This window comes from Salmonella enterica subsp. diarizonae (assembly GCF_008692785.1).
Taxonomy (GTDB): domain Bacteria; phylum Pseudomonadota; class Gammaproteobacteria; order Enterobacterales; family Enterobacteriaceae; genus Salmonella; species Salmonella diarizonae.
Genome location: NZ_VXJV01000006.1, coordinates 219,590 through 239,113 on the forward strand (window position 1 = coordinate 219,590; position 19,524 = coordinate 239,113).

20 protein-coding genes are annotated in these 19,524 nt (G+C 52.7%); 11 read left to right on the plus strand and 9 right to left on the minus strand.

Going from position 1 to position 19,524, the window contains the following annotated elements; genetic code table 11:
• Nucleotides 1-2: 2 nt before the first annotated feature.
• From hcr to F4V72_RS14170, 5 genes are all read left to right on the plus strand, one after another.
• A complete protein-coding gene (gene hcr, locus F4V72_RS14150; RefSeq protein ID WP_023249471.1) occupies nt 3-971 on the plus strand; it encodes an NADH oxidoreductase in 969 nt (322 codons plus the stop codon).
• A gap of 159 nt (nt 972-1,130) precedes the next feature.
• Nucleotides 1,131-2,849, plus strand: coding sequence for a ubiquinone-dependent pyruvate dehydrogenase (gene poxB / locus F4V72_RS14155; protein WP_136058386.1), 1,719 nt, complete (start codon nt 1,131-1,133; stop codon nt 2,847-2,849).
• 38 nt (nt 2,850-2,887) lie between these two features.
• Nucleotides 2,888-3,889, plus strand: a complete 1,002-nt coding sequence (gene ltaE / locus F4V72_RS14160; protein WP_053510030.1) for a low-specificity L-threonine aldolase — start codon at nt 2,888-2,890, stop codon at nt 3,887-3,889.
• A 10-nt stretch (nt 3,890-3,899) separates the two neighbouring features.
• A complete protein-coding gene (locus F4V72_RS14165; protein ID WP_070801951.1) occupies nt 3,900-5,333 on the plus strand; it encodes an SDR family oxidoreductase in 1,434 nt (477 codons plus the stop codon).
• 95 nt (nt 5,334-5,428) lie between these two features.
• Entirely contained in the window at nt 5,429-6,442 is a 1,014-nt protein-coding gene (locus tag F4V72_RS14170) for an NAD-dependent epimerase/dehydratase family protein (protein WP_023249467.1), read from the plus strand.
• On the opposite strand, the gene F4V72_RS14175 is transcribed toward F4V72_RS14170, so the two are convergent.
• Both F4V72_RS14175 and F4V72_RS14180 read right to left on the minus strand, forming a co-directional pair.
• Nucleotides 6,439-7,269: an N-acetylmuramoyl-L-alanine amidase gene (locus tag F4V72_RS14175; RefSeq protein ID WP_023249466.1), complete on the minus strand. Its 831-nt coding sequence runs from the start codon at nt 7,267-7,269 to the stop codon at nt 6,439-6,441. The two genes, F4V72_RS14170 and F4V72_RS14175, sit on opposite strands and share 4 nt — an antisense overlap.
• Entirely contained in the window at nt 7,266-7,589 is a 324-nt protein-coding gene (locus F4V72_RS14180) for a heavy metal-binding domain-containing protein (protein ID WP_001160725.1), read from the minus strand. The genes F4V72_RS14175 and F4V72_RS14180 overlap by 4 nt, the downstream gene beginning before the upstream one ends.
• Before the next feature lie 127 nt (nt 7,590-7,716).
• Here F4V72_RS14180 and F4V72_RS14185 point away from each other — a divergent pair, with 127 nt between their 5' ends.
• The 6 genes from F4V72_RS14185 to artJ all read left to right on the plus strand — a co-directional run bounded on the left by F4V72_RS14185 (nt 7,717) and on the right by artJ (nt 12,298).
• Nucleotides 7,717-8,232 (plus strand): lipoprotein, encoded by a 516-nt coding sequence (locus F4V72_RS14185; RefSeq protein WP_023246554.1) that lies wholly within the window; start codon nt 7,717-7,719, stop codon nt 8,230-8,232.
• Nucleotides 8,233-8,461: 229 nt separating this feature from the next.
• Nucleotides 8,462-9,190, plus strand: coding sequence for an arginine ABC transporter ATP-binding protein ArtP (gene artP, locus F4V72_RS14190; RefSeq protein ID WP_000027186.1), 729 nt, complete (start codon nt 8,462-8,464; stop codon nt 9,188-9,190).
• 17 nt (nt 9,191-9,207) lie between these two features.
• Complete coding sequence (gene artI / locus F4V72_RS14195) at nt 9,208-9,939, plus strand: arginine ABC transporter substrate-binding protein ArtI (RefSeq protein ID WP_053510036.1); 732 nt, start codon at nt 9,208-9,210, stop codon at nt 9,937-9,939.
• 6 nt (nt 9,940-9,945) lie between these two features.
• Nucleotides 9,946-10,662 carry an arginine ABC transporter permease ArtQ gene (gene artQ / locus F4V72_RS14200; protein WP_023246552.1) on the plus strand — a complete coding sequence of 239 codons (717 nt, stop codon included), beginning with the start codon at nt 9,946-9,948 and terminating at the stop codon, nt 10,660-10,662.
• Nucleotides 10,662-11,330 (plus strand): arginine ABC transporter permease ArtM, encoded by a 669-nt coding sequence (gene artM / locus F4V72_RS14205; protein ID WP_023246551.1) that lies wholly within the window; start codon nt 10,662-10,664, stop codon nt 11,328-11,330. The genes artQ and artM overlap by 1 nt, the downstream gene beginning before the upstream one ends.
• Before the next feature lie 236 nt (nt 11,331-11,566).
• Nucleotides 11,567-12,298, plus strand: coding sequence for an arginine ABC transporter substrate-binding protein ArtJ (gene artJ, locus F4V72_RS14210; protein ID WP_000737540.1), 732 nt, complete (start codon nt 11,567-11,569; stop codon nt 12,296-12,298).
• 219 nt (nt 12,299-12,517) lie between these two features.
• On the opposite strand, the gene F4V72_RS14215 is transcribed toward artJ, so the two are convergent.
• The 7 genes from F4V72_RS14215 to potH form a co-directional block, all read right to left on the minus strand.
• Entirely contained in the window at nt 12,518-14,005 is a 1,488-nt protein-coding gene (locus F4V72_RS14215; RefSeq protein WP_023246549.1) for a sulfatase, read from the minus strand.
• A 9-nt stretch (nt 14,006-14,014) separates the two neighbouring features.
• Nucleotides 14,015-14,335 (minus strand): PTS sugar transporter subunit IIB, encoded by a 321-nt coding sequence (locus F4V72_RS14220; protein WP_023246548.1) that lies wholly within the window; start codon nt 14,333-14,335, stop codon nt 14,015-14,017.
• A gap of 29 nt (nt 14,336-14,364) precedes the next feature.
• Complete coding sequence (locus F4V72_RS14225) at nt 14,365-15,708, minus strand: PTS sugar transporter subunit IIC (protein ID WP_053510038.1); 1,344 nt, start codon at nt 15,706-15,708, stop codon at nt 14,365-14,367.
• A 294-nt stretch (nt 15,709-16,002) separates the two neighbouring features.
• A complete protein-coding gene (rlmC, locus tag F4V72_RS14230) occupies nt 16,003-17,130 on the minus strand; it encodes a 23S rRNA (uracil(747)-C(5))-methyltransferase RlmC (RefSeq protein WP_150342468.1) in 1,128 nt (375 codons plus the stop codon).
• A gap of 42 nt (nt 17,131-17,172) precedes the next feature.
• The gene (locus F4V72_RS14235; protein WP_023246545.1) at nt 17,173-17,646 is read right to left on the minus strand and encodes a YbjO family protein; all 474 of its coding nucleotides are present in this window, start codon (nt 17,644-17,646) and stop codon (nt 17,173-17,175) included.
• Nucleotides 17,647-17,719: 73 nt separating this feature from the next.
• Nucleotides 17,720-18,565 carry a putrescine ABC transporter permease PotI gene (gene potI, locus F4V72_RS14240; protein WP_136058387.1) on the minus strand — a complete coding sequence of 282 codons (846 nt, stop codon included), beginning with the start codon at nt 18,563-18,565 and terminating at the stop codon, nt 17,720-17,722.
• Nucleotides 18,562-19,515, minus strand: a complete 954-nt coding sequence (potH, locus tag F4V72_RS14245) for a putrescine ABC transporter permease PotH (RefSeq protein WP_070804198.1) — start codon at nt 19,513-19,515, stop codon at nt 18,562-18,564. The genes potI and potH overlap by 4 nt, the downstream gene beginning before the upstream one ends.
• Nucleotides 19,516-19,524: the final 9 nt, after the last annotated feature.

Sequence of the window (19,524 nt, forward strand, 5' to 3'; positions counted from 1 at the left end):
TGATGACGATGCCAGCCTCACAATGTCCCTGGCGAATGCAGGTGCATCACATCCGCCAGGAGACACCAGATGTATGGACGATTGCGCTATTATGCCATGACTACTACCCTTACCGCGCCGGGCAGTATGCGCTGGTGAGCGTACGTAACTCAGCGGAAACGCTGCGCGCCTACACCCTTTCATCTACGCCGGGCGTCAGTGAATATATTACGCTGACCGTTCGTCGGATTAAAGATGGCACGGGTTCACAGTGGTTGACCCATGACATCAAGCGCGGTGATTACATCTGGCTGTCTGATGCAATGGGCGATTTTACCTGTGACGATAAAACAGAAGATAAGTTTCTGCTACTCGCCGCCGGTTGTGGCGTGACGCCAATCATGTCGATGCGTCGCTGGCTGGCGAAATACCGCCCGCAGGCCGACGTACAGGTCATTTTTAACGTCCGCTCGCCGGAAGATGTGATTTTCGCCGACGAGTGGCGGCAGTACCCGGTCACGCTAGTGGCGGAAAATCATGCCACGGAAGGTTTTGTTGCGGGCCGTCTGACCACGGAATTGTTACAGCGCGTACCGGATTTGGCGTCGCGCACCATCATGACCTGCGGCCCGGCGCCCTATATGGATTTCGTCGAACAGGAAGTGAAAGCACTTGGCCTAACGCGCTTCTTTAAAGAGAAGTTCTTCACTCCGGTGGCGGAAACAGCAACCAGCGGCCTGAAATTCACCAAACTACAGCCAGCGCAGGAATTTTATGCCCCGGTCGGTACTACGCTGTTGGAGGCGCTGGAGAGTAATAAAGTACCGGTTGCCGCTGCCTGCCGGGCAGGCGTTTGCGGCTGCTGTAAAACCAAAGTCGTTTCCGGCGACTATACGGTGAGCAGCACCATGACGCTGAGCGAGGCGGAGATCGCCGAAGGTTACGTACTGGCCTGCTCCTGCCATCCGCAGGGCGATCTTGTTCTCGCATAATCGGTAAACGTTCCATCATAGGCCCGGTAAGCGTTAGCGCCACCGGGCGATTTGCCGCTCGCTTCATCCTTTCGCTCCTCTCTCTCCGCCAAAGAAAAACGTCATCGCCATCTTCAACTAAACTTGTAACCGTTATCACATTTAAGGAGATGGAAAACCATGAAACAAACCGTTGCCGCTTTTATCGCCAAAACGCTGGAACAGGCTGGCATAAAACGAATCTGGGGCGTCACTGGCGACTCCCTGAACGGCCTGAGCGATAGTCTTAATCGTATGGGAACCATTGAATGGATGCCAACCCGCCACGAAGAGGTCGCCGCTTTCGCCGCCGGCGCGGAAGCGCAGCTTACCGGCGAGCTGGCGGTATGCGCCGGCTCATGCGGCCCCGGCAACCTGCACCTGATCAATGGCCTGTTTGACTGCCACCGTAACCACGTCCCTGTTCTGGCGATCGCCGCCCATATTCCGTCCAGTGAAATCGGCAGTGGTTATTTCCAGGAGACCCACCCGCAGGAGTTGTTCCGTGAATGCAGCCACTATTGCGAGTTGGTTTCCAGCCCGGAGCAGATCCCGCAGGTACTCGCCATCGCCATGCGCAAAGCGGTGCTAAACCGCGGCGTCTCCGTGGTGGTACTTCCGGGCGACGTGGCGCTAAAACCCGCGCCTGAAAACGCCGTCACCCACTGGTATCATGCCCCGCACCCCCTCGTCACGCCGGCGGAGGAAGAGCTGAAAAAACTGGCGCAACTGCTGCGCTACTCCAGCAATATCGCATTGATGTGCGGTAGCGGCTGCGCGGGCGCGCATGAGGAGTTGGTCGAGTTTGCGGCAAAACTAAAAGCGCCAATCATTCATGCCCTGCGTGGCAAAGAGTACGTTGAGTATGATAACCCTTATGATGTGGGAATGACGGGCCTGATTGGCTTCTCTTCTGGCTTCCACACCATGATGAACGCCGATACGCTCATCCTGCTCGGCACCCAGTTTCCCTATCGCGCCTTTTATCCGAGCGATGCCAAAATCATTCAGATTGACATCAACCCAGGCAGTATTGGCGCCCATAGCAAAGTCGACATGGCGCTGGTGGGCGATATTAAAGCCACGCTTCACACTCTGCTGCCGCTGGTGGAAGAAAAAAGCGATCGTAAATTCCTCGATAAAGCTCTGGAGCACTATCGGGACGCCCGTAAGGGGCTGGATGACTTAGCCAAACTCAGCGATAAAGCCATCCACCCGCAATATCTGGCGCAACAAATTAGCCATTTCGCCGCTGACGACGCCATTTTTACCTGCGATGTCGGTACGCCGACCGTCTGGGCGGCCCGCTATCTAAAAATGAACGGCAAGCGCCGCCTGCTGGGCTCGTTTAACCACGGGTCAATGGCCAACGCCATGCCGCAAGCGCTCGGCGCTCAGGCCACCGCGCCTGGCCGTCAGGTTATCGCGATGTGCGGCGATGGCGGCTTCAGTATGCTGATGGGCGATTTTCTCTCGGTGGTACAGATGAAGCTGCCGGTAAAAATCGTGGTCTTTAATAACAGCGTGCTGGGCTTTGTGGCGATGGAAATGAAAGCCGGCGGCTACCTTACCGACGGTACGGAACTGCACGACACCAATTTCGCGCGTATCGCCGAAGCCTGCGGCATTACTGGTATTCGCGTGGAAAAAGCCGCAGACGTGGACGGAGCGCTACAGCGCGCGTTTTCCATCGACGGCCCGGTACTGGTTGACGTGGTCGTGGCAAAAGAAGAGCTGGCGATCCCGCCACAGATCAAACTGGAACAAGCTAAAGGATTTAGCCTGTACATGCTACGCGCCATTATTAGCGGCCGCGGCGATGAAGTGATCGAACTGGCGAAAACGAACTGGCTAAGGTAAAACAGTGCACATCACCTTTTAAAATCCAGGGATGTGCCATGATTGATTTACGCAGTGATACCGTTACCCGACCGGGCCGCGCCATGCTTGAGGCTATGATGGCCGCCCCGGTCGGGGACGACGTATACGGCGATGACCCTACCGTTAACGACCTTCAGCACTATGCTGCCGACCTTTCCGGCAAAGAAGCGGCGCTTTTTTTACCCACCGGCACCCAGGCCAATCTGGTCGCTCTGCTTAGCCATTGTGAACGCGGCGAAGAGTATATCGTCGGTCAGGGCGCGCATAATTATCTCTATGAAGCTGGCGGCGCTGCGGTACTCGGCAGCATTCAGCCGCAACCCATCGATGCCGCCGCAGACGGCACGCTGCCGCTGGAGACCGTGGCGGCGAAGATTAAAGCGGATGACATCCACTTCGCGCGCACGCGCTTGCTCAGTCTGGAAAATACGCATAATGGGAAAGTGCTGCCGCGTGCGTATCTGAAAGACGCCTGGACGTTTACCCGTGAACGTGGGCTGGCACTGCACGTTGACGGCGCCCGAATTTTTAACGCGGTGGTCGCCTACGGCTGTGAGCTAAAAGAGATTACGCAGTACTGCGACTCTTTTACCATCTGCCTGTCAAAAGGTCTCGGGACGCCGGTCGGTTCGCTGCTGGTCGGCAACCGCGACTACATTAAACGCGCGACGCGCTGGCGTAAAATGGTCGGCGGCGGAATGCGTCAGGCAGGGATTCTGGCAGCGGCCGGACTGTATGCGCTAAAGCATAACGTAACGCGCCTGCAAGAGGATCATGATAACGCCGCCTGGCTGGCGCAGCAGCTTCGCGAAGCGGGCGCGGAGGTCATGCGCCACGAAACGAATATGCTATTTGTTCGCGTTGGCGAAGCACAAGCCGCCGCGCTTGGCGACTATTTGCGGGAACGGAATATCCTGATTAACGCCGCGCCGATTGTGCGTCTGGTAACGCATCTGGATGTCTCTCGCGAGCAGCTTGTCAACGTCGTCGCCCACTGGCGCGCCTTTTTAGCCCGCTAAGGAGAGCAACGTGGCGCAACGCATTCTGGTTCTCGGCGCCAGCGGCTATATCGGCCAGCACCTGGTCTTTGCGCTAAGTCAGCAAGGGTATCAGGTGCGGGCAGCGGCGCGGCGCGTCGAACGTCTGGAAAAACAGCGCCTTGCCAACGTCAGTTGTCATAAGGTCGATCTGCACTGGCCGGAGAATTTACCCGCGCTGCTTCGCGACATTGATACCGTTTACTATCTGGTACACGGCATGGGGGAAGGCGGCGATTTTATCGCCCATGAGCGCCAGGCGGCGCTCAATGTGCGCGACGCGCTGCGCCAGATGCCGGTTAAACAACTTATTTTCCTCAGTTCATTGCAGGCACCGGAGCATGAGCAATCCGATCACCTGCGCGCCCGCCAGCTTACGGCTGACACGCTGCGCGACGCGGGCGTACCGGTGACGGAATTACGCGCCGGGATCATCGTCGGTGCAGGCTCCGCCGCCTTCGAAGTCATGCGTGACATGGTTTACAACCTGCCAATACTCACGCCGCCACGCTGGGTGCGTTCGCGCACCACGCCTATCGCCCTGGAAAATTTACTCAACTACCTGGTCGGCTTACTGAACCATCCCGCGTGCGAGCACCGCATTCTGGAAGCCGCCGGGCCGCAGGTATTAAGCTATCAGCAGCAGTTTGAACGTTTTATGGCGGTCAGCGGTAAACGGCGTCCGCTGATCCCGGTTCCTTTTCCGACCCGCTGGATTTCGGTCTGGTTTTTAAACGTCATTACCTCCGTGCCGCCGACTACCGCAAAAGCGTTAATCCAGGGGCTAAGGCACGATTTGCTGGCCGATGACGCCGCGTTAAAAACGTTGATCCCCCAAACGCTTATCACCTTTGACGACGCTGTTCGCCGCACGCTGAAAGAAGAAGAAAAACTGGTGAACTCCAGCGACTGGGGCTACGACGCGCTGGCCTTCGCCCGCTGGCGTCCCGAATACGGCTATTTTCCAAAGCAGGCGGGCTTTACCGCGCAGACTCCGGCCAGCCTATCGGCGCTGTGGCAGGTCGTAAACCGGCTGGGCGGCAAAGAGGGCTATTTTTTCGGCAATATTTTGTGGAAGACGCGCGCCGCGATGGACCGTCTGGTGGGGCATAAACTGGCGAAAGGCCGCCCGTCGCATCCCTTTCTCAAGCCTGGCGATACGGTAGATAGCTGGAAAGTGATCATTGTCGAACCAGAAAAACAGCTCACGCTCTTGTTTGGCATGAAAGCGCCGGGTCTGGGGCGGCTTAGCTTCACGCTGCACGATAAAGGCCGCTATCGCGAAATTGACGTGCGCGCCTGGTGGCATCCACACGGAATGCCGGGCCTGATTTACTGGCTACTGATGATCCCGGCGCACCTGTTTATTTTCCGGGGAATGGCAAAGCGTATTGCCAGACTTGCAGAACAAATCACAGAAAAATGAGAAAAACTTGCTGTATTCTTTCATGTTTCCCATTGCATACAGACGTAATTCACGGAAGAATGCGCACGACGGTTTATTAAACACAGTGGATTGATATGAAGGTACTGGTTACCGGCGCCACCAGCGGCTTAGGTCGAAACGCGGTTGAATTTTTGCGCAATAAAGGCATCAGCGTCAGAGCGACGGGTCGCAATGAAGCGATGGGTAAGTTGCTTGAAAAAATGGGCGCGGAATTCGTCCATGCGGACTTAACCGAACTGGTCTCCTCACAGGCTAAGGTGATGCTCGCCGGAATCGACACGTTGTGGCACTGCTCCAGCTTTACCTCGCCCTGGGGAACCCAACAAGCTTTCGATCTGGCGAATGTTCGCGCCACTCGCCGTCTGGGTGAATGGGCAGTCGCCTGGGGTGTGCGTAATTTTATTCATATCTCCTCTCCCTCGCTCTATTTTGATTACCACCATCACCGTGATATCAAAGAAGATTTCCGTCCACATCGGTTTGCTAATGAGTTCGCCCGCAGCAAAGCCGCCGGCGAAGAGGTGATTAATCTGCTGGCGCAGGCCAATCCGCAAACACGTTTTACGGTATTGCGTCCGCAAAGCCTGTTTGGCCCGCACGATAAAGTATTTATCCCGCGTCTGGCGCATATGATGCACCATTACGGTAGCGTCTTATTACCGCACGGGGGCAGCGCGCTGGTCGATATGACCTATTATGAAAATGCGATCCACGCCATGTGGCTGGCCAGCCTGCCGGGTTGCGATCATCTGCCTTCTGGCCGCGCTTATAACATCACTAACGGTGAAAATCGCACCTTACGCAGCATCGTACAAAAGTTAATTGATGAACTCACTATCGACTGCCGCATTCGCTCTGTGCCTTACCCGATGCTGGATATGATCGCCCGCAGTATGGAGCGCTTCGGCAAAAAATCCGCCAAAGAGCCCCCGCTAACGCATTATGGCGTGTCAAAACTGAATTTTGACTTTACGCTCGATACGACTCGCGCGCAGGACGAACTGGGCTACCAGCCCATCGTCACGCTGGACGAAGGCATTGAGCGCACCGCCGCCTGGCTGCGCGATCACGGAAATTTACCGCGTTAATCCTGGCCGTACTTCTCCAGTAATGCTTCGGCAATCGCCTGCGTTTCGGCATCTGCGATACCGTTCCATTGCGCCGGACGGAAGTGCATCTGGAACGCCATAATCACCCGTTGCTGCTCGCGCGCCGTCATATCGGCTTTGACTTCATAGCCATAGCGCGAGAGTAACGCAAGCATCGTTGCGGTATCGACTGGCGTATACGGCGCGCGTCCGGCCAGATAAAACGCCACACGCTGGGCGTCAGGCCAGGCGCCAATACCCTGCGCCGCCAACTCGCGCCACGGGAAGCGCGGGCCGGGATCATCTTTACGCTGCGGCGCGATATCCGCATGGGCCACCACGTTCTGCGGCTTGATGTCATAGCGCGCGATAATGTCCTTCGCTAACGGAATTAATGCCTGAATTTGCGCGGATTCAAACGGCGCGAAAGATTTCACCCCGCCGGACATTCGCCAGCCGCGATTTTCCAGCTCAATGCCAATAGACGTATCATTGAGACGCGTGGCGCCTCGCCAGAAACTGACGCCCGCATGCCAGGCCTGATCCTGTTCCGGCACCAGTTGCCAGATGCGCGGTTTACCGCCATATAATGGCGGGATCGCGGGAATCAGGTAATGCGAACTAACGTTGCGACCCGTTAACGTCGCCAGCGAAACGTCAAAGTTTTCCGCCGTATAGTGAATAACCAGGACTTTAATGCGCGGATAAGCCGCCTGCGCCCGATGTCGGGTATCAAGCTGATATCCGCCTTTGTCGATAATCCCTTTTTCGCTCGCGCAACCCGTTAGGAGCAACGCGAGACTGACCAGCCACAGTAGCGCTTTCATCGGCGCGTTTTCACCGCCGTTCCGCTGACGCTGACCATGAGCATACTGCCATCCTTGCCGACGGTTTCGTAATCAATATCAATGCCCACAACGGCATCGGCGCCCAACGCTTTAGCCTGCTCGCCAAGTTCCTGAAAAGCGATTTCACGCGCTTTACGCAGCTCTTTCTCATACGCGCCGGAACGTCCGCCGACGATATCCCGAATGCCGGCGAAAAAATCGCGGAAAATATTAGCGCCTAAAATGGCTTCGCCCGTCACCACACCGCAATACTCTACGATGCTTTGTCCTTCCAGCGTTGGGGTAGTTGAAAACTGCATAGTGAATCTCCCGGGTTAGCTAAGCACACGATCTCAAACGCATTATCAAGCTGATACGCTATCATTGAAAGGATATAATTGATTATCGTAGATCGGTTTTTGCTCGATCGCCTATAAGGAAATCATCATGCGCTATTCTAAACTCTCTTTGCTCATCCCGTGCGCGCTTCTGCTTAGCGCCTGTACGACCGTCACTCCCGCCTACAAAGATAATGGCCCGCGTATCGGCGCGTGTGTAGAAGGTGGCCCGGACAGCGTGGCTCAACAATTTTACGACTACCGTATTCAACACCACAGCAACGATATCACCGCGCTTCGCCCTTACTTGAGCGATAACCTGGCGAAATTGTTGACCGACGCCAGCCGCGATACGGAACACCGTCAGTTGATGAGCAGCGATCCGTTCTCCAGCCGCGCTACGCTGCCGGATAGCGCCAACGTCGCCAGCGCATCAACCATTCCGAACCGAGATGCGCGCAATATTCCTCTGCGGGTGGCGTTAAAACAGGGCGATCAAAGCTGGCAAGATGAAGTGCTTATGATTCACGAAGGCTCATGCTGGGTGATTGACGACGTTCGCTATCTGGGCGGAAATGTCCATGCCCCTGCCGGTACGCTACGCCAGTCGATAGAAAACCGTTAACAGACAGTATTCCCCGCTTCTGCACTCATAACCCCCGTAAATTGTCTGGCATTCTGCACGGAATGCCGACAATTCTTCTTACCGTCTATCCCTCCTGCTATTTTGTGCTATGTTTAGGGAAGAATGTGGGATATATTTAACTTTTAACGCATAAATATTGCATAACTATTCTGTCAAAGGTACTATCTGCGGCTTCAATAGCTATCAGACTGCCAGTATACGAGTGTCAATGAGTATTCAATTAAACGGCATTAATTGCTTTTACGGCGCGCATCAGGCGCTGTTCGATATCACGCTGGATTGCCCCGAAGGCGAAACGCTGGTGTTGCTTGGCCCAAGCGGGGCGGGTAAAAGTTCGCTGCTGCGTGTACTCAATCTGCTTGAGATGCCGCGCTCCGGCACTCTGACTATCGCCGGGAACCATTTTGACTTTACGAAAACGCCGTCCGATAAGGCGATTCGTGAGCTGCGTCAAAATGTTGGAATGGTCTTTCAGCAATATAATCTTTGGCCGCATCTCACCGTTGTGCAGAATCTGATTGAAGCGCCCTGCCGCGTACTGGGTCTGACAAAAGATCAGGCGCTGGCGCGCGCAGAAAAGCTGCTGGAGCGTCTGCGTCTGAAGCCATATAGCGATCGTTATCCGTTGCACCTTTCCGGCGGTCAGCAGCAGCGCGTCGCGATTGCCCGCGCGCTGATGATGGAGCCGCAGGTGCTGCTGTTTGATGAACCGACCGCCGCGCTGGACCCGGAAATTACTGCTCAAATCGTCAGTATTATTCATGAACTGGCAGAAACGAACATTACTCAGGTGATCGTTACGCATGAAGTCGAAGTGGCGCGTAAGACCGCCAGTCGTGTGATTTATATGGAAAATGGTCACATCGTCGAGCACGGTGATGCGGGTTGCTTTGCCCACCCTCAGACCGAAGCATTCAAAAACTATCTCTCTCACTAAGATTCGGGACAATGACAATGAAAAAAGTTCTGATTGCCGCGCTAATTGCAGGCTTTAGCCTTTCCGCTACAGCAGCCCAGACCATTCGTTTTGCGACCGAAGCATCCTATCCTCCGTTCGAATCGATGGATGCTAATAACAAGATTGTCGGCTTTGACGTCGACCTGGCCAACGCGCTATGTAAAGAGATCGACGCCACCTGTACCTTTACCAATCAGGCGTTCGACAGCCTGATCCCCAGCCTGAAATTCCGCCGCTTCGACGCTGTAATGGCGGGAATGGATATCACGCCGGAACGTGAAAAGCAGGTGCTGTTTACTACGCCATATTACGACAACTCCGCGCTGTTTATTGGTCAGCAGGGTAAATATACCAGCGTCGATCAACTGAAAGGTAAGAAAGTCGGCGTACAGAACGGTACGACGCACCAGAAATTCATCATGGATAAACATCCGGAAATCACCACCGTACCGTATGACAGCTATCAGAACGCGAAGCTGGATCTACAAAATGGCCGTATCGACGCCGTTTTCGGCGACACGGCGGTCGTGACCGAATGGCTGAAAGCCAATCCTAAGCTGGCACCGGTCGGCGATAAAGTCACCGATAAAGATTATTTCGGCACTGGTCTGGGTATCGCGGTACGCCAGGGCAATACCGAGCTGCAGCAGAAATTCAATACTGCGCTGGAAAAAGTGAAGAAAGATGGGACTTACGAGACCATCTATAACAAATGGTTCCAGAAGTAATCTTTGATGAACGAATTTTTTCCTTTAGCAAGCGCCGCCGGGATGACCGTCGGCCTTGCCGTCTGCGCGCTGATCATTGGCCTCGCGTTAGCCATGTTCTTTGCCGTCTGGGAGTCCGTAAAATGGCGCCCGATTGCCTGGATGGGTTCCGCGCTGGTTACTATTTTGCGCGGCCTGCCGGAAATTCTGGTGGTGCTGTTTATCTATTTCGGCTCCTCGCAGCTCCTGCTTACGCTGTCTGACGGGTTTACCCTCCATCTCGGCTTTGCACAGATCCCAGTGCAAATGGAGATTGAGAACTTTGATGTCAGTCCTTTCCTGTGCGGTGTGATTGCGTTGTCCCTGCTGTATGCGGCCTATGCGTCGCAGACGCTACGCGGCGCGTTGAAAGCCGTTCCGTCGGGTCAGTGGGAGTCGGGTCAGGCACTGGGATTATCAAAGACGGCAATTTTTTTCCGTCTGGTGATGCCGCAGATGTGGCGTCACGCCCTGCCAGGGCTGGGTAATCAGTGGCTGGTGTTGCTAAAAGATACGGCGCTGGTCAGCCTTATCAGCGTTAACGATCTGATGTTGCAGACAAAAAGTATTGCCACCCGCACCCAGGAACCGTTTAACTGGTACATTATTGCGGCGGCTATTTACCTGGTCATTACGCTGATCAGTCAGTACATTCTCAAACGCATAGACCTGCGCGCGACACGTTTTGAGCGGAGGCCGAACTAATGCTTGAGTATTTACCTGAACTGCTAAAAGGGCTACACACCAGCCTGACGTTGACCGTGGCTTCTATTGCCGTCGCTCTGGTGCTGGCGTTAGTTTTTACCATCATCCTGACGCTAAAAACGCCGTTCGTGGTGTGGCTGGTGCGCGGCTATATCACGTTGTTTACCGGCACGCCGTTGTTGGTGCAAATTTTCCTGATCTACTACGGACCCGGCCAATTCCCGACGCTGCAAGAGTATCCAATACTCTGGCATCTACTGTCTGAACCGTGGCTATGCGCGCTGATCGCGTTGTCGCTAAACAGCGCCGCTTACACCACGCAGCTATTTTATGGCGCGATTCGCGCGATTCCGGAAGGTCAGTGGCAGTCCTGCGGCGCGCTGGGGATGAGTAAAAAAGATACGCTGGCGATCTTGTTGCCCTATGCGTTTAAACGCGCCCTCTCCTCTTACTCTAATGAGGTGGTACTGGTCTTCAAAAGTACCTCGCTGGCCTATACCATCACCTTGATGGAAGTCATGGGTTACAGTCAATTGCTCTATGGTCGCACCTACGATGTGATGGTATTTGGCGCGGCAGGCGTAATTTACCTGGTCGTCAACGGTCTATTGACGCTGATGATGCGTTTGATTGAGCGTAAAGCCCTGGCGTTTGAGCGGCGCAATTAACCAGGCAGGATAAGACGTTCGCGCCGCCATCCGGCAATTGTCTAATGGCGCTGCGATTATCAAGTCTCCGATGCATAATATTGAATAAATCAGACGGACAAGTGGTTAACCTGTCCGTCTTTTTTCATTCTCAATAAAATATTTAATCATTTATATTGCATATAAATTCAAATAATGGCATTGTAAATCTATGCCGCAGATACGGCGCATAATCATAAGATTACGGGAGTGACATCATGAAAAAGTTAGTTCTGGCTGCATTACTCGCCTCTTTTGCCACTGGCAGCATCGCCGCTGAAAAAATCAATTTCGGTGTTTCCGCCACCTATCCACCGTTTGAATCCCTGGATGCGAGCAATAAAATTGTGGGCTTTGATATCGATCTGGCGACCGCATTATGCAAACAAATGCAGGCAGAATGTACTTTTACCAATCATGCTTTCGATAGCCTTATCCCGGCGCTGAAATTCAGAAAATATGATGCGGTAATTTCCGGAATGGACATTACCCCGGAGCGCAGCAAACAGGTCGCCTTTAGCAACCCCTATTATGCAAACTCCGCGCTGGTGATTGCGAAAAAAGAGACGTATAAAACCTTTGCCGACCTAAAAGGTAAGCGTATCGGTATGGAAAACGGCACCACGCATCAGAAATATCTCCAGGATAAACATCCGGAGGTCAAAACCGTGGCCTACGATAGCTACCAGAATGCGATTATCGACCTGAAAAATGGCCGTATTGACGGCGTCTTTGGCGATACCGCGGTGGTCAATGAGTGGCTGAAAACGAATCCGCAACTGGGTCCGGCAACAGAGAAAGTGACTGACCCGCAATACTTCGGCACCGGGCTTGGCATCGCGGTGCGTCCGGACAATAAAGCGCTGCTGGAAAAACTGAATAATGCGCTGACGGCCATTAAAGCGGACGGCACTTATCAGAAAATCAGCGATCAGTGGTTCCCGCAGTAAGACGCATGTTATTAGCCCATCGTATTGCCAAATGACAGCGTAAATGCCTTATTCAGCCCACGGGTCGCAATCAGGAAATCATCCAGGCCTGATAAGCGCAGCACCATCGGGCATTCTATAATTTGTCATCAGTCTCAATCGCCTGCATCAACAGGCGATTCGCACTAATACCTGCCGGGTGGCGCTGACGCGTACCCGGCTTACAACGTTGTAACGTTCTTAGGCAATGTCCAGACCCAGACGGCGATACTGCTCCGCCGGGGCATCATTTTCTTTCATCAAGCGAATAAGTAAGTTGATCATCCTTGCTTCGATGGCCTCATCACGAATGGGATGTTGCTGCTGCGGATCGTCTCTGAGATCAAACAAGAGATGACCAAAGCTATTCACACCTTTATATTTTTCCCTGGCCGGAATACGTAATACCTGAAGCCCTTTAGTAAAGTTAAACGGAGGTGCCAAAGATAATTTTCCCAGTTCATCCACGTCATAACGCGCATTCATCTTGATCGGCATTAACGTGTAGTTCGCAATATCATGCTCACGCCCCGGCTGTGCGGCCCGCATGTAAACGTAGCGTCCGTCGGTAACATTGACATGCCCGCTAAACACGCCAAACAGCGCGCCTTCCCTGACGGATTCATTACTGGCAATCACTTTCGCCAACGCTTGTCCCTGAACGTCCGCGGGAATGGGTTGCTGAAAATAATCCAGTAGCGTTGGTGCCCAGTCAATCATCTGTACCAACGATTGCCGTCGCGCTCCGCATACCGCGCTGCGCGGGTCCCAGATAAACAGCGGGCTATTCGCCACCTCGTTATAATAGGGCATCTGATTTTTAGCCCACCAGCCGTGCTCTCCCAGTAAGAAGCCGTGATCGGTACCGACAATCAGCATCGTATCGCGCCAAAGATTGCGTTCATCCATAAGATCAAGAATGCGTCCCAGATTGCGGTCGCACATGGAAACCAGGGCCCGATAACGACAGCGAATATGCGCAATCGCCTCCTCACTTTCACTGACTTTGCCACGCGGCCAGTCATAGTGTGGGCCTTGCCACTCATCGTCATAGAGCGATAAATATTCCTCGGTGGTATAAAACGGTTCATGCGGATCGAACGTCTCAACCTGCAATAACCAATTATCTTCGGCATGATTTTTATGGATAAAATCGCACCCGGCGTCAAAAACTTTTGTCTGAGGAAAATCGGCTTCCTGCTGAATATATTCGCGATTTGCCCAGTCTTGACGCCACAACCCGGAAACACCGCCTCCGGTTTGTTTTTGTGGGATGCGCAGCACTTCCGGAATGGGCGGCTCGCCAACGCTCGCCTTCCAGTGGTCGCCCTCCTGCCCGCGCACTACGTCCCAGGAGCTATAGCGGTTATGGTAGTTACCGCCGCCATCTTCCCAGTAATGCAAGTGATCGCTGATAAGATGGGTGTAGATACCCGCTTTTTTCAGTAATTCCGGCATAGAATCATCAAAGGGTTCCAGCGGCCCCCACTCACGATGCAGGAAATTATAGCGCCCGGTGTGCAGCTCCCGACGGGCTGGCATGCAGGGCATACTGCCGACATAACTATTGTCAAAGGTGGCGGCATGTGTCGCCAAACGTTGAAAATTAGGCGCTTTTGTTAGTAAATCGCCATAGGGCGGCAAATAGTTTTTATTCAGACTGTCAAACAGCAGAATAATCGCTTTCATGACTCACCCTCATTTGTTGAGCAGGTGCGGAAAATTTTTCTCTACCACGTCGTAAATCTGTTTACCTATTGATTCACCATCCATGATATTTTCAATGGGAATGAGATATTGTCCGTGTTTAGGATCGAGGCTGACAACATCAAGCAATTTTTTCGAAATTGCATAAATATCAGCCCAGTCGGTAAATCCACCGACCTCTCCTGCCGCCGTATGTTCCATAGCAAAAGAGAAGTTATATTTTACTAGCGCTTTTTTAACAACAGTCTGTAGCATTACGCTACTACCTACGCCATAACCACATACGAATAAAATATTTACAGAATCTTTCATAATAAAATCCTTTATATAAACCGAATCAATTAAATGGAATAAGGACCAAGATGGAACGTTGAAGCAATAAATTTCAGTAATTCACAAATCGCCGGCCACAAAGTTGCCCAGTCAAATATTCCCGTCCAGCCCACACCTTCTTTTGCCAGCCCGCTTAAAGGAATGGCCCATACCGTACCGAAAGTCTGAATAATTCCTAACAAGAAAGTACAAATAATAACGGAACGATATCCCCCCATCCGGTTGGCTAATACGCCGATTGGACCGCCGGAAAAGAAGAGTGGAACAAAACCAGGCAATACCATAATAGGGCTATGAGTGAGCAGCAGAATGCCCATGGAAAAAATCGTGCCGAAGGTACAAAAGACGAATCCCAGAGTGGCCGCGTTCGGCGAGAAAGGTAATAAGGCAGCAACATCCACAGCCGGTATGGCGTTAGGAATAAAGCGATCCTGCCATCCTTTAAACGAGCCATTAATTTCACCCACCATCATCCGCACGCCCTGCAGCAAGATGACCATATACATAGAGAATTGCAGGCCCAGATTGATAATATAGATATACCAGGGTTTGCCTTTCGCCATTAGCTGTACGTTATCGATCCCTGTCGCCAGTAAAAAACCACCAACGAAGAGCGTCATCACAATGGCGATTGCCGTAACATTGTGGTTAAAAATAGCTAACCAACCGGGAAGTTTCAGGTTTTCAGCATCATGCTTTTGCGGATCGCCGAATTTATGCGCGAATTTCGAGAAAAACCACAGTCCCAGCATCTGGTTATGCGCGATGGTAAAACCTGCGTTATTGGTCACTTTGGCGATGGGCTTAACAATGAGCGTGGTTGAAAACGCCCAAAATACCCCGGTCAATATCCCGGCAATCACAATTGATTGCACCCAACCGAAACCCAGCCAGAAGACGATTAACCACAGTACCGCTTGCGAATGAGAGACCCCGGTATTGCCGGTAAGAAATATACCTTTTGCACCGGTATAACGCCCGAATAAAACTAATACCAGGTTAGTAAAAAACGCCAGTACAAAAACGTATCCGACATAACCGAAATTATCACCCAGAGCTATTTGCGTCGCGGCTTTCATCGCGTATGAATCCATTAAGTATCCATGCACGCCATAAGCCTTACTTACTGCCACTGCAACCGGTTTAAAAGTAGCTGAAAATTGAAAGCCGCCAAATAGCACCATCATCAAACCGACCATCGCGCTGATCATACCGGTAATAATTTTTATAGGCGTCTTTTTATCCAGTGTATAGCCAATACCGACTAATATCCCAATTAATATTGCAGGTTCAGTTAAAAACGTTTGAATAACATCTATAAATTTGGCAAACATCATCTGAACGCCCTCCATAAGCGTACCTATTCGTTGTCATAATTGACCCCTTTACTGACGTTACGTATTGCTTCGCTGATGCTATTAAAATTTATTCGATAAACCGCCTTATCTCATTTTGCCTTATACGCACTGTAATAATCAAAAATAGTCATTGAAAGATTCAAAGTGACTATTTGTGATTTGATTTGCAAAAATAGAGCAATATATAACCATGATCGATCGGTGTTTTTTATCGATCGATTATGGTTATTATTATTTATGGATAATTAAACAGTTAGTATAGATATTTTGTATGCATAACTTCTGGCGCTACAGCCTGCAAAGCAATGTTAACACTTCATAATGCGCGGTATGGGGGAACATATCGAAAAGCTGAACACGTTGAATACGGTAGTTCGGCAGATGGCGAATATCCTGCGCCATTGTCTTTGCGTTACAGCTTGAATAAATGATAAAACGCGGTGCCATTTGTGCAAGGTAATCGCACAACGGCTTGCCAATGCCGCGGCGGGGAGGATTCACCAACACCAGATCGGGCGTTTCGCCTTGTGCGGTGGCGAACTGGGTGGAATCCAGCGCCTGGAAATGAAGGCGGGTTAATCCCAGCTCGGCCGCAGATTGCTTCGCGCAGGCAATCGCCTCCGGCGCGATCTCAATACCGGTTAATTGCATCTGCGGCGTCGCGCAGTGCAGGCCGAATCCGCCCACTCCGCAAAAAAGATCCCACATATGGCGTACCGGCAATTGCCCTACCCAGTCGCGCGCCGTCGCATATAATCGGCTGGCAACCGTAGGGTTAGTTTGAAAGAAACTTTGCGGGCGAACCCACAGCGGCACATCGTTAAAACGTTCCGCCAGCGCCTGCTGATCCGTCAGGTAGATTTCCGTCTCTCCTTCCATAATCGCCATATGTACCGGCTGAATATTCGCGGTAATCACCCTGAGCTGCGGCAGTTGCGCGCGCAGCCTCGGTAACGCCGCGCGCAGTTGCCTGAGCTTGTTTTCTGAACGCAACACGAAGCGTAGCATCATGCCGCCATCAAATTGACTTTCCGTCAGCAACAGGTATTTCAGTTCGCCGCGTTTTCGCGCCACGTTATAAGGCGTGAGCCCGGCGCGGGCGATAAAGGGTTTTAGCGCGCTGAACACGGGGGCAAAGGAAGCGGGATACAGCGGGCAGCCGCAAAGATCAACCGGCGTACCGTCGCGATGCAGCATCCCGAATAGCGGTTTTTCTACACTACCGCTCACGACCATTTTCGCTTTATTACGGAAACCCTGCTCCGGGCCGCCAATCGGCGCACACCACTGTTCAACAGGCAGTCCGGTCAGCAAACGATGTAAATCGGCTGTTTTTGCGGAAAGTTGCTCGTTAACCGGCTGCGTAATCCATTGACAGGAACGGCAGCGACCCGCGTCATAGAGTGCGCACTGCATACCAAAAAACCTTCATATTATCCGGGGCGACGATTATACACATTATTGCAGCCGGAAGAACCGACGGCTGGGAGCGGGAATAAACAGCAGAAACAGAATTAAAAGATCGGGGAGTTTTTGCATGACCAGTGAATGCAGGATATCACGCTTCGATTCTCCCGCGATACTAAACAGCTCCGGATACCCGTAGCCCAACGAGGCCGCCCACAGATAGCCGCTCACAATAATTTGTGTCGCCATGTACGCCCAGCGCGCCCAGCTACGCCCTTTCACCAGCGAAAACGCGCAATAAATTTCAATAAAGACCAATACTAAGCTTGCCAGAAAGACCAGGGTTAAGCTCCACGTCTGCACGCTGCGATGAATAAACTCGCCCATCCCGCGTATGCCGAGGGTATGCATAATCATCAGCACATCGAGACCGCGAATCAAAATAATCGCCATAGCCGCAACCTGCACCAGCGTAGGCACATTTAGACGAGCATGTGATGAGGTTGATTGCTTTAAAAATCCCAATGAATGTCTTCCCTGAAAATGATGCCGCGACCCGCGCGGCAACGCATTGCCATAGTGGAAGATTTTAGTGGCTTCAACCGCGTCTTGCACGCTGGATATCGCGAATCCGCTGTTTTTCCGCTCGCGCCATCAGGTACCAGGCAATAAATCCGACGATTCCTACCACGCCGAGGATTAACGTCGCCAGCGCGTTGATTTCCGGGTTCACGCCCATGCGCACGCTGGAGAAAACCAACATCGGCAACGTGGTGGCACCGGGACCGGAAACGAAGCTGGCAATCACCAGATCGTCAAGGGAGAGCGTAAAGGCCAACAGCCAGCCCGAAATCACCGCTGGCATGATCATTGGTAGCGTAATGACAAAAAAGACCTTCAGCGGCGCTGCGCCAAGATCCATCGCCGCCTCTTCAATAGAGCGATCCAGTTCGCGTAATCGCGAAGCGATCACCACCGCCACATAGGCGGTACAGAAAGTGACGTGCGCCAGCCAGATGGTCAGCATACCGCGATCGGAGGGCCAGCCGATGGCATGACCGAGCGCGACAAACAGCAGCAGCAGCGACAGTCCGGTAATCACATCCGGCATCACTAGCGGCGCGGTGATCATAAACGCAAAGCCGTTTACGCCGCGAAATCGTCCAAATCGCACCATCACCACCGCGGCGATAGTACCGAGAATCACCGCCATCGTCGCCGCGCAGGCGGCAATCGTCAGGCTTAATCCCACCGCGCTCATCATGGCGGTATCCCGAAACAGCTCGCCGTACCAGCGCGTCGACCATCCCGCCCACACCGTCACCAGCTTCGAACTGTTAAACGAGTAAATCACCAGCATTAACATCGGCGCATAGAGAAAAGTAAACCCCAGCACCAGAATCAGAATGCGCCAGGGCGAGCGAGCGAGCGGTAAGTTATTCATCCGTGCTCTCCCACACTTTTTTGCTGATGTTTATGGAACCACATGATTGGTACTATCAGCAGCAGCAACATAATAATGGCGACCGCAGAAGCGACCGGCCAGTCGCGGTTATTGAAAAACTCCTGCCACAGGACGCGACCAATCATGATACTGTCCGGCCCGCCAAGCAATTCCGGGATCACGAACTCGCCCACCGCCGGGATAAAAACCAGCATCGAGCCGGCGATGATTCCGCCTTTGGTGAGCGGGACAATGATGCTAAAAAACGTTTTCAGCGGTCGGGCACCGAGATCCAGCGACGCTTCCACCAGCGAATAATCAATGCGCGTCAATGCGGTATAAATGGGCAGAACCATAAACGGCAGATAGGCATAAACAATGCCAATATAGACTGCCAGGTTAGTGTGCAGGATAGTCAGCGGCTGATCGATAGCCCCGAGCCACAGCAACACATTATTCAGCACGCCGTTGTTTTTCAAAATGCCCATCCAGGCATAGACGCGAATTAAAAAAGACGTCCACGAGGGCAGAATCACCAGCAGCAGCAGGATATTGCGCGTGGAGGGTTTGCTATGCGCCACCGCCCACGCCAGCGGGTAGCCCAGCAGCAAGCAGCAGATCGTGGAAATACCTGCAATCTGTAAAGATTGCAGGTAGGCCTCAAAATAGAGAGGATCATCGGTCAGTTGCAAAAAATTGCCGAGATTGAGTGTAATCGACAACTGACCGCCGGCCCATTCCAGTAAATCGGTATACGGCGGGATCGCCCGCGCCATTTCCGCCAGGCTTATCTTAAAGACAATGAGAAACGGCAGTAAAAACAGCAGAATGAGCCAGATATAGGGCAAGGCGATAACCAGCTTACGCCCATGTTTCATTTGCATTCGCGCCAACCATAGCGCCGCGCCGCCAGGGTTGCTGTTGCGCGCCGAAGGTTCAAGTGTGCTCATGTTTCCCCC